The organism is Nocardioides exalbidus, assembly GCF_900105585.1.
In the GTDB taxonomy this organism is placed as follows: domain Bacteria; phylum Actinomycetota; class Actinomycetes; order Propionibacteriales; family Nocardioidaceae; genus Nocardioides; species Nocardioides exalbidus.
Genome location: NZ_FNRT01000002.1, coordinates 3,713,713 through 3,727,460 on the forward strand (window position 1 = coordinate 3,713,713; position 13,748 = coordinate 3,727,460).

The 13,748-nt window shown below is 70.9% G+C and carries 13 protein-coding genes; 11 read left to right on the plus strand and 2 right to left on the minus strand.

Annotation, left to right across the window (positions count from 1 at the left end; all coding sequences use genetic code 11):
• Window positions 1-9 precede the first annotated feature (9 nt).
• From tatA to BLV76_RS18135, 7 genes are all read left to right on the plus strand, one after another.
• On the plus strand, window positions 10-297 hold the full coding sequence (gene tatA, locus BLV76_RS18105; RefSeq protein ID WP_217630386.1) for a twin-arginine translocase TatA/TatE family subunit: 288 nt from the start codon (window positions 10-12) through the stop codon (window positions 295-297).
• Window positions 298-1,122 carry a twin-arginine translocase subunit TatC gene (tatC, locus tag BLV76_RS18110; protein ID WP_245734744.1) on the plus strand — a complete coding sequence of 275 codons (825 nt, stop codon included), beginning with the start codon at window positions 298-300 and terminating at the stop codon, window positions 1,120-1,122.
• A 43-nt stretch (window positions 1,123-1,165) separates the two neighbouring features.
• The gene (locus BLV76_RS18115; protein ID WP_090970876.1) at window positions 1,166-1,558 is read left to right on the plus strand and encodes a hypothetical protein; all 393 of its coding nucleotides are present in this window, start codon (window positions 1,166-1,168) and stop codon (window positions 1,556-1,558) included.
• 36 nt (window positions 1,559-1,594) lie between these two features.
• Window positions 1,595-2,521 (plus strand): diacylglycerol kinase, encoded by a 927-nt coding sequence (locus BLV76_RS18120; protein WP_090970878.1) that lies wholly within the window; start codon window positions 1,595-1,597, stop codon window positions 2,519-2,521.
• 68 nt (window positions 2,522-2,589) lie between these two features.
• The gene (locus BLV76_RS18125) at window positions 2,590-5,322 is read left to right on the plus strand and encodes a DEAD/DEAH box helicase (RefSeq protein ID WP_175539816.1); all 2,733 of its coding nucleotides are present in this window, start codon (window positions 2,590-2,592) and stop codon (window positions 5,320-5,322) included.
• A 30-nt stretch (window positions 5,323-5,352) separates the two neighbouring features.
• Window positions 5,353-6,288 carry a 5'-3' exonuclease gene (locus tag BLV76_RS18130; protein ID WP_245734745.1) on the plus strand — a complete coding sequence of 312 codons (936 nt, stop codon included), beginning with the start codon at window positions 5,353-5,355 and terminating at the stop codon, window positions 6,286-6,288.
• A gap of 9 nt (window positions 6,289-6,297) precedes the next feature.
• Window positions 6,298-6,750 (plus strand): Lrp/AsnC family transcriptional regulator, encoded by a 453-nt coding sequence (locus tag BLV76_RS18135; RefSeq protein WP_090970883.1) that lies wholly within the window; start codon window positions 6,298-6,300, stop codon window positions 6,748-6,750.
• Between the two features lie 91 nt (window positions 6,751-6,841).
• Here the strand turns inward: BLV76_RS18135 and BLV76_RS18140 are convergent, their stop codons facing one another.
• Both BLV76_RS18140 and BLV76_RS18145 read right to left on the minus strand, forming a co-directional pair.
• Window positions 6,842-7,798 carry a hypothetical protein gene (locus tag BLV76_RS18140; RefSeq protein ID WP_090970886.1) on the minus strand — a complete coding sequence of 319 codons (957 nt, stop codon included), beginning with the start codon at window positions 7,796-7,798 and terminating at the stop codon, window positions 6,842-6,844.
• A gap of 201 nt (window positions 7,799-7,999) precedes the next feature.
• The gene (locus BLV76_RS18145; protein WP_090970890.1) at window positions 8,000-9,466 is read right to left on the minus strand and encodes a KamA family radical SAM protein; all 1,467 of its coding nucleotides are present in this window, start codon (window positions 9,464-9,466) and stop codon (window positions 8,000-8,002) included.
• Between the two features lie 158 nt (window positions 9,467-9,624).
• Between BLV76_RS18145 and kdd the strand changes: the two genes are divergently transcribed.
• From kdd to kal, 4 genes are read left to right on the plus strand one after another with little or no spacing between them, the layout of a single operon-like run.
• Window positions 9,625-10,707 (plus strand): L-erythro-3,5-diaminohexanoate dehydrogenase, encoded by a 1,083-nt coding sequence (gene kdd, locus BLV76_RS18150; RefSeq protein ID WP_245734746.1) that lies wholly within the window; start codon window positions 9,625-9,627, stop codon window positions 10,705-10,707.
• On the plus strand, window positions 10,707-12,308 hold the full coding sequence (kamD, locus tag BLV76_RS18155) for a lysine 5,6-aminomutase subunit alpha (RefSeq protein ID WP_090970892.1): 1,602 nt from the start codon (window positions 10,707-10,709) through the stop codon (window positions 12,306-12,308). The genes kdd and kamD overlap by 1 nt, the downstream gene beginning before the upstream one ends.
• Window positions 12,305-13,045: a lysine 5,6-aminomutase subunit beta gene (kamE, locus tag BLV76_RS18160; protein ID WP_090970894.1), complete on the plus strand. Its 741-nt coding sequence runs from the start codon at window positions 12,305-12,307 to the stop codon at window positions 13,043-13,045. Before kamD ends, kamE begins: the two co-directional genes overlap by 4 nt.
• Window positions 13,042-13,446, plus strand: coding sequence for a 3-aminobutyryl-CoA ammonia lyase (gene kal / locus BLV76_RS18165; protein WP_090970896.1), 405 nt, complete (start codon window positions 13,042-13,044; stop codon window positions 13,444-13,446). The genes kamE and kal overlap by 4 nt, the downstream gene beginning before the upstream one ends.
• Window positions 13,447-13,748: the final 302 nt, after the last annotated feature.

Here is a 13,748-nt window from a genome sequence, read left to right on the forward strand (position 1 = left end):
GTGTTCCCCATGATCAACCCGATGATCGGCATGCCGCAGGGTGCAGAGTGGCTGGTGATCCTGGTGATCGTCGTGCTCGTGTTCGGTGCCGCCAAGCTGCCCGACCTCGCCCGCAGCTCGGGCCAGGCGCTCCGCATCTTCAAGGACGAGACCAAGAACCTCCGCGACGGTGACGACGACGACACCAAGACCGCGGAGCAGCGCGAGATCGAGACGCGCAACGAGGTCCGGTCCGAGACGCCCGGCGAGACCTCCGGAGAGGTCCTCCGCGAGCGGCGCGACGACACCACCGCCTGAGTGAGGCTCGGAGCCCTCGTCGGCCTGTTCCAGGGCGGGCCGCGCCACGACGTCGGCCCGGACGGCCGGATGGCCCTGTCCGACCACTTCCGCGAGTTCCGCGCGCGCCTGCTGAGGTGCCTGCTGGCGTTCGTGGTCGCGTTCGCCGTCGCCCTCTACTTCCGCCACTTCCTCCTCGAGGGGGTCTTCGGCCCCTACGAGGACGCCCAGGCCAAGCTCGCCGACGGGACCACGGAGGCCACGACCAGCGGCGCCGCCGCCGGCCTGATGCTGTGGCTCAAGCTGGCCGGGTTCGCCGCCGTCGTGGTCACCGCGCCCTACTGGCTCTACCAGATCTGGGCCTTCGTGCTCCCCGGGCTCTACGCCCAGGAGCGCAAGATGACGCAGATCTTCGTGGCGGTCGCCGGTCCGCTGTTCCTCGTCGGTGTCGCCCTCGGCTACTTCACGCTGCCCGTCGCGCTCGAGGTGCTGATCGGGTTCAACCCCGAGGGCGTCACCAACCTCATCGACTTCAACGACTACCTGCAGTTCTTCACGCGGACCCTCCTGGTGTTCGGGCTGTCGTTCAACATCCCGGTCTTCGTGGTCCTGCTCAACTTCGCCGGGGTGGTCAAGGGGCGCCAGCTCGCGGCCTACCGCCCCTGGATCGTCATCGGCACGTTCATCTTCGCAGCGGCAGCCACCCCGTCGACCGACCCGTTCTCGATGTGCCTGATGGCCGTCCCGATGATGGTGCTGTTCTTCGCCTCCGAGGTCATCGCGCGGCTCAACGACCGGCGCCGGGCGCGCGAGCACGCCCGCAAGCTCGCCGCCAACGGCCTCTGACCCGGCACGCGATGCGGCGTCGACGGTCTGGCAGGGTGGCGGCATGCAGGCCACGCTGACGGACGTCGACCCGTTCGACCTGCCCGAGTGGCTCGGCACCCACGACGTCGTGTGGGCCTCCGACGAGGGCCTGCGGACGGGTCACCTGGTCCGCGGGCGGCTCACCGCGCAGGCCGGCGAAGAGGTCGCCTGCGACCTGCTCGCGGTCGACGAGGCCTATCCGGAGCCCGTGGTCGACTCGGCGATCCGCCTGCGCGTCCACCAGGCGTGGCGGCACGGCCAGGTCGTGGTGGGAGAGGTCGACGGCCGCCTCGCGCTCGCCGTGCCCGGCACGCGGTTCGGCCCCGACCTCGTCCTCGACGCGCTCGGCCGGCTCGCCCGGGCGGTGGGCGCGCACGAGGAGCAGTACGCCGCGCTGCTGCGGCTGAGTCGCTGACGGCCGACGTCCGGCCCGGGGGATAGGGTCGCGCTCATGCACGACCCGGTGGGGCCCGAGCACGCCGAGCAGGCGGTGCGTGGGCGCGAGATCGCCCTGCTGACCAACCCCACGTCCGGCCGGGGGCGGGGCGCCCGCCACCGTGACGCGGCCCTGGCCCGGCTGCGCGAGAGCGGCTTCGTGGTGCGCAACCTGCAGGGCCGCGACGCCGACGAGGCGGCCGACCTTGCCCGTGGCTGCGTGGCCGACGGTGTCGAGGCGCTCGTCGTCTGCGGCGGGGACGGGCTCGTGCACCTCGGCGTGCAGGCGGTCGCCGGCACCGGCGTACCCCTCGGGCTGATCCCGGCAGGCACCGGCAACGACGTGGCCCGGTACCTCGGGCTGCCGCGCACCGACCCGGTTGCCGCCGCCGACCGCGTCATCGCGTCGCAGCGGCGCACGATCGACCTCGCCCGCAGCGGCGGGCGCTACTTCGTGACCGTGCTGGCAGCCGGGTTCGACGCGATCGTCAACGAGCGTGCCAACACGATGACCTGGCCGCGCGGGCAGATGCGCTACAACCTCGCCACGTTGGCCGAGCTGCGGACCTTCCGGCCCATCCCCTACGTGCTCCAGCTCGACGACGGCTCGGGCCCGGAGACCGTCCAGCACGAGGCGATGCTGGTGGCGGTCGGCAACGGCCCGTCCTTCGGCGGTGGACTGCGCATCACCGAGGGCGCCTTGCTCGACGATGGTTTGCTCGACGTCGTGGTGATCACGCGGATGAGCAAGCCCAAGCTGGTGCGGTCCTACCCGCGCCTCTTCACCGGCAGGATCGACGGCGTCGAGGAATACGTCCACCGGAGGGTGCGTTCGGTGACCGTGGCGGCACCCGGCATCGTGTCGTACGCCGACGGCGAGCGCTTCGGCCCGCTGCCGTTGACCGTGGAGTGCGTCCCGGGTGCCCTGGAGGTGATCGCGTGAGTGAGGACCAGCACGAGCAGACCCCGTCGGAGCGCTACGCCGCCTTCCAGCGGGAGAAGCCCTACCCCATGCTCAAGGACTTCGCCGGCCTCTACGGGTTCGAGCTCGACGACTTCCAGGTGCGCGCGTGCCAGGAGATCGAGAGCGGCCGTGGGGTGCTCGTGGCCGCGCCGACCGGCTCCGGCAAGACGATCGTCGGCGAGTTCGCCATCCACCTGGCGCTGCAGACCGGGCGCAAGGCGTTCTACACGACGCCGATCAAGGCGCTGTCGAACCAGAAGTTCCACGACCTGGTCAAGCGCTACGGTGCCGACAACGTCGGCCTGCTCACCGGCGACAACGTCGTCAACAGCGAGGCGCCCGTGGTCGTGATGACCACGGAGGTGCTGCGCAACATGCTCTACGCCGGCTCCCGCACGCTGGTGGGGCTCGGCTACGTCGTGATGGACGAGGTGCACTACCTCGCCGACCGGATGCGCGGGGCGGTGTGGGAGGAGGTCATCATCCACCTGCCCGAGTCGGTCACGCTGGTGTCGCTGTCGGCGACGGTGTCGAACGCCGAGGAGTTCGGCGAGTGGCTGGAGACCGTCCGGGGAGAGACCACGACGATCCTCGAGGAGAAGCGGCCGGTGCCGCTCTTCCAGCACGTCATGGTGGGCCGGCGGCTGCTCGACCTGTTCGCCTCCTCCGACGTCGACGCGAGCGCCGGGTTCGTCAAGGAGGGTGCCCCGGTCAACGACGAGCTGACCCGGATCGCGCGCGACGACTGGGCCAGCACGCGCCTGATGCGCGACCGTCGTTCGCCACGCAAGGGCAAGCCGGGTTCGTCGAAGAACCCGCGCTCGGTCGGCAACGGCCGCCGCGTGTGGATCCCCAGCCGCGTCGACGTCGTCGAGCGGCTCGATCGCGAGTGCCTGCTGCCGGCGATCATGTTCATCTTCAGCCGCGCCGGTTGCGACGCCGGGGTGTCCCAGCTCGTGCAGGCCAACGTCCGGCTCACGACGGCCGCCGAGCGCGACGAGATCTTCGCCCGCGTCGAGGAGGCCTCGCGCTCCCTGCCGGAGGAGGACCTCCACGTCCTCGGCTACCACGAGTTCCTCGACGGGCTCACGCGCGGCATCGCGGCGCACCACGCCGGCCTGCTGCCGGCCTTCAAGCAGGTCGTCGAGGAGCTGTTCCAGGAGGGCCTGGTCAAGGTCGTCTTCGCGACCGAGACGCTCGCGCTCGGCATCAACATGCCGGCGCGCACGGTCGTGATCGAGAAGCTCTCCAAGTGGAACGGCGAGACCCACGCCGACCTGACGCCGGGGGAGTACACCCAGCTCACCGGTCGCGCGGGGCGCCGCGGGCTCGACATCGAGGGCCACGGAGTCGTGCTCTACCAGCCCGGGATGAACCCGCGGGAGGTCGCCGGCCTGGCGTCGACGCGTACGTATCCGCTCCGCTCGTCGTTCCGGCCGTCCTACAACATGGCCGTCAACCTGGTGCACCAGTTCGGTCGGGAGCGCTCGCGCGCGCTGCTGGAGCAGTCCTTCGCGCAGTTCCAGGCGGACCGCGCCGTCGTCGGGCTCGCGCGCCAGGTGCAGAAGGCCGAGGAGGCCCTCGACGGCTACCGGGACGCGGCGCACTGCCACGTCGGTGACTTCATGGAGTACGCCGGCCTGCGCCGCCAGATCTCTGACCTCGAGAAGGGCGCCGCCCGCGAACGCCGCCACGACCGCCGCGAGGACGCCATCAAGTCGCTCGGCAAGCTGCGCCCCGGCGACGTGATCCAGGTGCCGGCCGGCAAGTTCAGCGGCCTCGCGGTGGTCATCGACCCCGGCCACTCGGGCGACGAGCCCCGGCCCTACGTCGTCACCGCCGACCGGCAGGCGCGGCGGCTCGCACCGATGGACTTCCCGGTGCCCGTCGAGTCGATCGGGCGGCTCCGGCTCCCGAAGTCGTTCAACGGACGCAACCCCGCGCAGCGGCGCGAGCTCGCCAACGCGCTGAAGTCGCGGGCCGACTCCTTCGACGCGCCCACGACGGGTCGGGCCAGGCAGCGCGACTCGTTCAGCGACACGCCCACCGATCGCAAGATCGGCACGCTGCGCGCCGAGCTCAAGGCGCACCCGTGCCACCAGTGCCCCGAGCGCGAGGACCACGCCCGGTGGGCCGAGCGCTACTTCAAGCTCGAGCGCGACACCGAGACGCTCAAGCGACGGGTGGAGAACCGGACCAACACGGTCGCGCGCACCTTCGACCGGGTCTGCGACGTGCTCACGTCGCTCGGCTACCTCGACGGCGACAAGGTGACGGCCGAGGGCAGCCACCTGCGCCGCATCTACACCGACATGGACCTCGTCGCCGCTGAGGCGATCCGCGAGGGCCTGTTCGACGACCTCCCGCCCTCCGAGCTCGCCTCGGTGCTGTCGGCGCTCGTCTTCGAGGCCCGCCGCGCCGACGACGCGTCGTCGCCGAAGATGCCGGGTGGTCGCGTCCGTCCCGTGCTCGCCGAGCTGGTCAAGGTCTGGGGCCGCCTCGACGCCCTCGAGCGCGAGCACAAGCTCGACTTCCTGCGCGAGCCCGACATGGGCTTCGCCTGGGCGGCGTGGCGGTGGGCCGAGGGCGACGACCTCGACGACGTGCTCATGGTGACGGGGCTGTCGGCCGGCGACTTCGTGCGCTGGATGAAGCAGCTGCTCGACCTCTGCGGCCAGGTCGCCGACGCTGCCGGCGACTCGCCCCTGCGCGACACCGCGAGGACGGCCGCGAAGCAGCTCAAGCGAGGCGTCATCGCCTACAGCGTGCTGGCGGAGTGAGCCCCGCCTCATCTGTGGTTGGCTTCGGTCATGGCCTCCGGTGACCGCCTCATGCTGCTCGACACCGCCTCGCTCTACTTCCGCGCGTTCTTCGGCGTCCCCGACTCGGTGAAGGCGCCCGACGGCACGCCGGTCAACGCGGTGCGCGGCCTGATGGACTTCATCAGCCGCCTGGTGGGGGAGTACGACCCCAGCCACCTCGTGTGCTGCTGGGACGACGACTGGCGCCCGCAGTGGCGCGTCGACCTCATCCCGTCCTACAAGGCCCACCGCGTGGTGACCGAGGTGCCCGGCCCGAGGCCGGACGTCGAGGAGGTGCCCGACCCGCTCGAGGCGCAGATCCCGATCATCGTCGACGTGCTCGAGGCGTTCGGCATCGCCCGGATCGGCCACCCCGAGATGGAGGCCGACGACGTGATCGGCACGCTCGCCACCGGCGCCGGCATGCCGGTCGACATCGTCACCGGCGACCGCGACCTGTTCCAGCTCGTCGACGACGAGGCGGCCGTGCGGGTGCTCTACGTCGCCCGCGGTGTGAGCAAGCACGAGCGGGTCGACAACGCGTGGGTGCGTCACAAGTACGGCGTCGACGCCCGCCACTACGCCGACCTGGCGACCCTGCGCGGTGACGCCTCCGACGGCCTCCCGGGTGTGGCCGGCGTGGGGGACAAGACCGCCGCGACGCTCCTCAACCGGTTCGGCTCGATCGACGCGGTCGTCGCGGCCGCGAGCGACCCTGAGTCCGACATGGGCCCCGGTCCGCGCGGGAAGATCAAGGCGGCGCTCGACTACCTCGACGTCGCGCCCGAGGTGGTCGCCGTACGCCGTGACCTCGACCTCGGCTCCTCCGACCTCGCCCGACCACGCACGCCGGCCGACCACGACGCCGTCGTCGCGCTCGACGAGCGCTGGGACCTGGGCTCGTCGGCCGTGAGACTCGTGCAGGCCCTGTCCGGTTCGGACTAGGGTGCGTCCGTGAGTTCTCCTGAGGTTGAGTCCAAGGACCGGCAGATCCTCTCCCTCCTGGCCGCTGACGGCCGGATGTCCTTCACCGACCTCGGCAAGGCGACCGACCTCTCCACCTCCGCGGTCCACCAGCGCGTCAAGCGGCTCGAGCAGCGCGGCCTGATCACCGGCTACGGCGCGACGGTCGACCACGACCAGCTCGGCCGCCCGCTCACCGCCTTCATCTCGATCACCCCGATCGACCCCTCCCAGCCCGACGACTACCCCGAACGGCTCGTCGGCATCCCCGAGATCGAGTCGTGCTGGTCCGTCGCCGGCGAGGAGTCCTACATCCTCAAGATCCGCGTCGCCACCCCCCGCGACCTCGAGGACCTCCTCGCCCGCATCCGCGGCGCCGCCAGCGTCTCCACCCGCACCACCATCGTGCTCTCCACGCCCTATGAGAACCGCCCCATCGGCTGAGGCTGTCGTCGTTGTGTTCCCCCGGCTATCCGGGGGATTGCCAGCTTCCCGGGGCGTGCAAGCCCCATGAAGTTCGCAACACGCTCGGGAGTCAGGCGCCGGTCGGCCACTGGCGGCCCTCGAGGACCCGCCCAATGCGTCTCGCCGTGACCACCGGCTTCTCCAGGTCCGCCCACCCGATCCTCAGGCACACCCAACCGGTCAGCTGACAGATCTTCTCCTCGCGCTTCTTCTCGCGCATGAGGAACTGCTCGAGTGTCTCTCCCTCGCGGCGAAACTTCTCGTACTTGATCCGACCGTCGAACTCCAGGAAGACGCCGCGCTCGGGCCATGCGAAGTCGACTCTCGCGAACTCCCACCCGCTCTCGTCCAGGATCGGGACCTGCACCTCTGGGCGGGGCAGCTTCTGCTGCCGACACATGACGTACGTCCGGGTCTCAGCGACCGACTCCAGACGATGGTCTGCCAGGGCAACCACGAGGTGCGCGGACAGGGTATGGGGCCAGTGCTTCATCGCCTTCACGGAGGCAACGAGCTCGTCGTGACTCATCTCGCCGGCGTGGAGCAGTCCGTTGATCACCACGAGAGCCGCCTCCGCCGTGGAGGTGGAGATCACCTCGACCGCAGCCCGGGGAGCCGGGCTCACCCGCACCCCGTTGACGACCTCGACCTCCTTCTCGCTGAGCTCTCCGACGTGATGGACGACTCCGGCCTCCCGGCGGGCGCCCTTGCCGTCGGTGCGTGTCGTGTGCACCTCGTCGAGTCCGATCTCCCAGACCGGGGCGCCGCGCTCGACGGTGCACGAGACGTGGGTGAGCACGGTCAGCGGATGCGCCGTACGCAGCACGGCGCGGCACAGCACCCGGTGGCGGTCGGAGGCGGACAAACGGTCCCACAGCACCTTGTCGACGTACGCCCCGCGTCGGACGCGGTGCAGCACCCCACCAGCCACGAGCCGGTTCAGCTGGTAGTCGGTGTAGCCGTCGGCGATGTACTCGCGTCGCAGCCGTACGACGTTCGTGAGGTCCGGTTGTGGAGGCCGCTGCATGCGGAAACACTCCTCGGCGCGCGACGGGCGCGGGAACCCGTGTGGCCCGATCTGTGGAGAACGGGCGCGGCTGCCCCCCGGACTTCGTGGGCGTGTGGCGGACTTCCTGCTGCTTGCACACCCCCCGAGGTCTGGGTTCCCCCGCATGTGCGGGGGAACCAAAAAGGGGAGCCGGGGATCACGCAGGAGCAGGCAGCCAGCTCACCAGGCCTGGAGGGCGGCCGTACGACGCGACGCCTCGGCCATCTCGGCGGCCTTGAGGGAGGCCTCGTCGAGGCGGCCGTGCTGCTCCCACCACTGCTGGCCGGAGGTGGGGAGGGTGTGGATCGGGTCGTAGTACTCGTAGTAGCGCGAGAGCGCCTCGGTGTCGTCGGCCTCGATCGAGGTGCGGTAGTTCTTGGTCCAGAACGAGATGCCGTGCTCGGTGTCGTAGTCGGCGTTCTGGTGCACCCAGCGCTTGCCGACGAACGGCACGTCGCACACGATGCGCGGCGTCGCGAAGCCGGGGAGGTAGCCCATGATGTGGTGCTGGAGCCGCTGGGCGTCGGCGAGCGAGACCCGCCAGTGCTCCGAGAACGGGATCATGTCGCACATGTAGAAGTAGTAGGGCATGATCTGCGCGCCGTCGAGCAGGCGGAAGCAGAGGTCGAGGAGCGCGTGCGGCTCGGCGTTGACGCCGGCCAGCAGCACGCCCTGGTTGCGTACGTCGCGCAGGCCGGCGTCGAGCATCGCCCTGGTCGCCTCGGCGACGACCGGCGTCACGGAGTTCGCGTGGTTGGCGTGGGTGTGCATCGCGAGCGAGACCCCGCGCGAGCGGGCGACGGCGGCGACGCGGGAGACGCCCTCGACGACGTCGGGCTGCAGCCAGTGCTGGGGGAGGCCGATGAGGGCCTTGGTTGCGAGCCGGATGTCGCGGATGTTGTCCACCTCGAGCACCGACATGAGGAACGCCTCGAGGCGGGGCCAGGGCATGTTGGCCACGTCGCCGCCGGAGACGACCACGTCCCGCACGGACGGGGTGCGCTTGAGGTAGTCGATCATGTCGCCGAGCCGGTCGTTGGGCTTGCCGGCGAACTTCAGCTTGTCGATGACGGGGGTCGAGTTGCCGACGAGGTCCATGCGGGTGCAGTGGCCGCAGTACTGCGGGCAGGTCGGCAGGAGCTCGGCCAGCACCTTCGTGGGGTAGCGGTGGGTGAGCCCCTCGGTCGCCCACATGTCGTGCTCGTGGAGGGAGTCGCGCGCCGCGTGCGGGTGCGAGGGCCAGTCGGTGCGGCGGTCGCTGAACACCGGGATCATGTAGTGGCGCACCGGGTCGGCGTAGAACGCCTCGGTGAGCGAGCCTGCGCCCGCCGGGGACACGGTCGGCACCATCGTGTTCATCATCTGCGGCGGCACCAGCATCGACATGGTGGCGCGCTCGGCCTGGTCGCGCTCGAGGTCGGCGTAGAACCGCTCGTCGAGCAGGTCGCCCATCAGCTCGCGCAGCTGCTTCACGTTCTTGATGCAGTGGGCACGCTGCCACTGCACGGAGGCCCAGTCGCTCGCGGAGACGTCCGCCCAGCCCGGGAACCGCGTCCAGTCGGGCTCGACGAGCTCGACCCGCTGGTAGGGGTAGGGCTGGCCGGAGAGGAGGGCCTGGTCGACGGGGCTGGCGGTCTCGATGCTCATGAGGTCTCCTGTGGGATCAGAGCTGAAGCGGCGGAGCGGCGCGCCGGTTGTGTGTGCGGCGACACATCTGGAAGAGTACGTGGAGAACGTGCGGCGAGTCCAATGCCACGCCGCAAGATTTACGGTTCTAGAGCACAGAACGAGAAGGATGGCCCGAATTGACTAGCCCGACGGACATCCGCACCGGCGATCCGACCGGCCTGCACCGCGTCCTGGACGACAGCGCCGTCCTGCCGCAGGCGGCCCAGAGCCTCGACACGCGCCGGGAGCTGTGGCCCGACGAGGTGCGCGTCCGCGTCGAGCGGCTCAACCTCGACGCCGCGTCGTTCCGCCAGCTCGAGCGCGCGCACACCAAGTACGGCGAGACGAGCGGCGAAGGCGTGCGCACCGAGGTCCTCGACATCGTCGCCACCCGCGGCAAGATGCAGAACCCCGTCACCGGCTCCGGCGGCATGCTGGTCGGGACCGTCGACGAGGTCGGCCCGGACTCGCCCCTCGGGCTCTCCGTCGGCGACCGCGTCGCCACGCTCGTCAGCCTGACCCTCACCCCGCTCGTGATCGAGGACGGGCTCGCACAGTGGGACGGCCGCAGCGAGCAGGTCCCCTGCGACGGCTACGCCATCCTCTTCGGCCGCTCGATCGCCGCCGTCATCCCCGACGACCTCGACCCGGCCCTCTCGCTGAGCGTGATGGACGTCTGCGGCGCACCCGCGCTGACCGCGCGCGTCGTCGAGGAGTACGCCGCCCGCGCCCAGCAGGACGGCGCCAGCGCCCCGACCGTCGCGGTCATCGGCGGAGCGGGCAAGTCCGGCTCCCTGAGCCTGGCCGCCGCCCGACAGGCCGGGGCGGCGCGGACGATCGGCGTCGTACCCCACCAGGGCGAGCACGACCTGCTCGTCGACGCGGGCATCGCCGACGCGGTCACCATCTCCGACGCCCGCGACCCGATCGCCCTGCGCGACGCGGTCACCGCCGCCGGCGGGCCCGCCGACATCACCGTCGTGTGCGTCGACGTCCCCGGGTGCGAGGGCGGCGCGATCCTGGCCACGGCCGAGGGCGGCACCGTCATCTTCTTCTCGATGGCCACCAGCTTCAGCGCCGCGGCGCTCGGCGCCGAGGGCCTCGCCGCCGACGTCCGGATGCTTGTCGGCAACGGCTACGTCCCTGGCCACGCGGCCTACGCCATGGAGGTCCTCCGCGCCGACCCCGGCGTCCGCGCCCTGTTCGAGCGGAGGCTCTGATGGCCGCCGCCGGCAAGGCAAAGAGCCAGCTCGGCATCGCCACGGCCGACGTCCGCCGCGCGCGCACGCTCGCCCGGCAGGTCGGCAAGCCCATCGTCGACCTCGCCACCCTGCACACGACGGTGTCGGTCGAGCGCGCCACGCTGCGCCTCGCCGGCCTGGGTGGCGCCGACCCCGACGGCACACCGTGGGTCAACCGCCTCACCGACGCCGTACGCGCCGACACCGGGCTCGAGCACGGGGTGAGCCTGCCGGTGTGGGACGCCCTGCGCCGGGGCGAGGGCGACGACCTGCTGACGCTCGCCCAGAAGGCGGCCGCCGGCTCGGTCACCTTCCGGGTCCCGGAGGGCCGCGACGCGGCGCGTGCCGCGAGCGCGGCGCGGAAGGCGGTCGCCGTCGGCGTCAAGCAGATCGACCGCCAGCGCACCGCGCGCGAGCGGATGATCGCGAAGGTCGGCGACGCGCCCAGCAAGCCGTGGATCTACCTCATCGTCGCCACGGGCGACATCCACGAGGACATCCCGCAGGCGCAGGCGGCGGCCCGTGAGGGCGCCGACATCATCGCCGTGATCCGCTCGACCGGGCAGTCGCTGCTCGACTTCGTGCCCGAGGGCGCCACGCGCGAGGGCTTCGCCGGCACCTATGCCACCCAGGAGAACTTCCGCCTGATGCGGGCGGCCCTCGACGAGACGTCGAAGGAGCTCGGCCGCTACGTCCGGCTCACCAACTACGCCTCCGGGCTCTGCATGCCGGAGATCGCGACGCTGGCCGGGCTCGAGCGGCTCGACATGATGCTCAACGACTCGATGTACGGGATCCTCTTCCGCGACATCAACCCGATCCGCACCTTCGTCGACCAGCGGTTCAGCCGTCAGATCCACGCGCGCGCCGGCATCATCATCAACACCGGCGAGGACAACTACCTCACCACCGCCGACGCCATCGAGGCCGCGCACACCGTCACGACCAGCCAGCTCCTCAACGAGTACTTCGCCAAGGAGGCCGGCCTCGAGGACTGGCAGCTCGGGCTGGGCCACGCCTTCGAGATCGACCCGGCCGTGCCGGACTCGTTCCGGCTCGAGCTGGCCCACGCGATGCTGGCGCGCGAGCTCTTCCCGGACGCTCCGCTCAAGTGGATGCCGCCGACGCGCCACATGACGGGTGACATCTTCAAGGGCTACCTCCTCGACGGGTTCTTCAACCTCGTCGGTGCGATGACGGGCCAGGGCATCCTCCTCGTCGGGATGATGACCGAGGCCGTCGTGACGCCGTGGATCTCCGACCGCGACCTCGCGCTCCAGAACGTCCGCTACGTCATGAACGCCGCCGGCAACCTCCGCGAGGACTTCCACCCCTCGCCCGACGGCTTCATCGCGACCCGTGCCCGTGAGGTGCTCGGCGACGCGGTCGGCCTGCTCGAGCAGATCAAGGCCGACACGAGCGTCCCCGGCCAGCCGCCGCTCCTGTCGGCGATCGCCGACGGCACCTTCGGCTTGATGAAGCGCCCTGCTGACAAGGGCAAGGGCCTCGAGGGCGTCGCCCGCAAGGCAGCCGACTACTACAACCCCGCCACCGAGATCCTGGACGGAGCGCAGCAGTGACCGGCCTCATCCGCCCCTACGGCGACACCACCGGCGACGGCATGGTGCAGCTGTCGTTCACCCTCCCGATCGAGCACTCCAAGGTCGCCGAGGGCGCCGCGGTGCAGCTCGCCAACAAGATGGGCATGGACCCTGCCCTCGTCGTGCACGCCAAGCCGATGGGGGAGGGCTTCACGTTCTTCGTGGTCTACGGCCGGGTCAACCACCTCGTCGACCCGAGCACAGTCGAGGTCGTCGAGCGCGACTACCCGCTGCTCACGCCCAAGGAGGCCAACGCGGCGATCAAGCAGTCGATGCGCCGGCGCCTCGTGGTCGTCGGCGGGTGCATCGGCACCGACGCGCACACCGTCGGTATCGACGCGATCCTCAACATCAAGGGGTTCGCGGGGGAGAAGGGCCTGGAGTACTACCGCGAGCTCAAGGTCGTGAACCTCGGCGCCCAGGTCTCGGTCCCGCAGCTCGTCGAGGCCGCCCGCGAGGAGAAGGCCGACGCCGTGCTCGTCTCGCAGGTCGTCACCCAGCGCGACGCGCACCTGCTCAACACCCGTGAGATGTCCGCGGCCTTCCGCGAGGCCTACCCGGCCGCCACGCGCCCGCTCCTCGTCGTCGGCGGACCGCGCTTCGACGAGACCATGGCCGACGAGCTCGGCGTCGACCGCGTCTTCACGAGGGGTACGACCCCGGGCGAGGTCGCCTCCTTCATCGTCCACCGACTCACGAACAGGACCGCCTCATGAGCGAGACCCCGATCAGGGTCGGCACGGTCGTCACGCACCGCCGCTACGTGCCGTACTCCCACGCCCACTACGCCGGCAACCTGGTCGACGGCGCCTACAGCCTGGGCCTCTTCGGTGACGTGGCGACCGAGATGTGCATCGTGCTCGACGGCGACGAGGGACTGTTCGCGTCCTACTCCGACGTCCAGTTCAGGGCCCCCGTGCGGGCCGGCGACGTCCTCGAGATCACCGCCACCCTGGTCAAGGAGGGCACCCGCAGCCGGGTCATGGACTTCGCCGTCCACGTGGTCGGCCGGGGTGCCCCGACGGCCGAGGCGCCCGGCGCCGCCGAGGTCCTCGACCCGCCGGTCGTGGCCACGACGGCCACCGGCACGGTCGTCGTCCCGTCGGCCTCCGCCTGAGCGATGCACATGCCCTCGGCGTGTCCGCGGCGACACGCCGACCGCGTCAAAAATTGACGGAACGAGTTTGCCCGAAGACGCACTCCACTGACCTGCGGTTTCGCGCGTTCGCGCAGGTCAGGGCCGTGTTGACACCATTGGCGCGGGGAGGGAAGGTTCCGTGGTCCGCCTGTGCAGCCCGCGGGTGGCGCCATCGGCAGTGGGGAGTCCGACGTGGGGTACGCGAAGCCAGCGATGCCCTCCGTCAGCCGCCCCGCCGGGGGCGCACCGCGGGGGCTGGATGCGGGAGGGACCACGAGGCC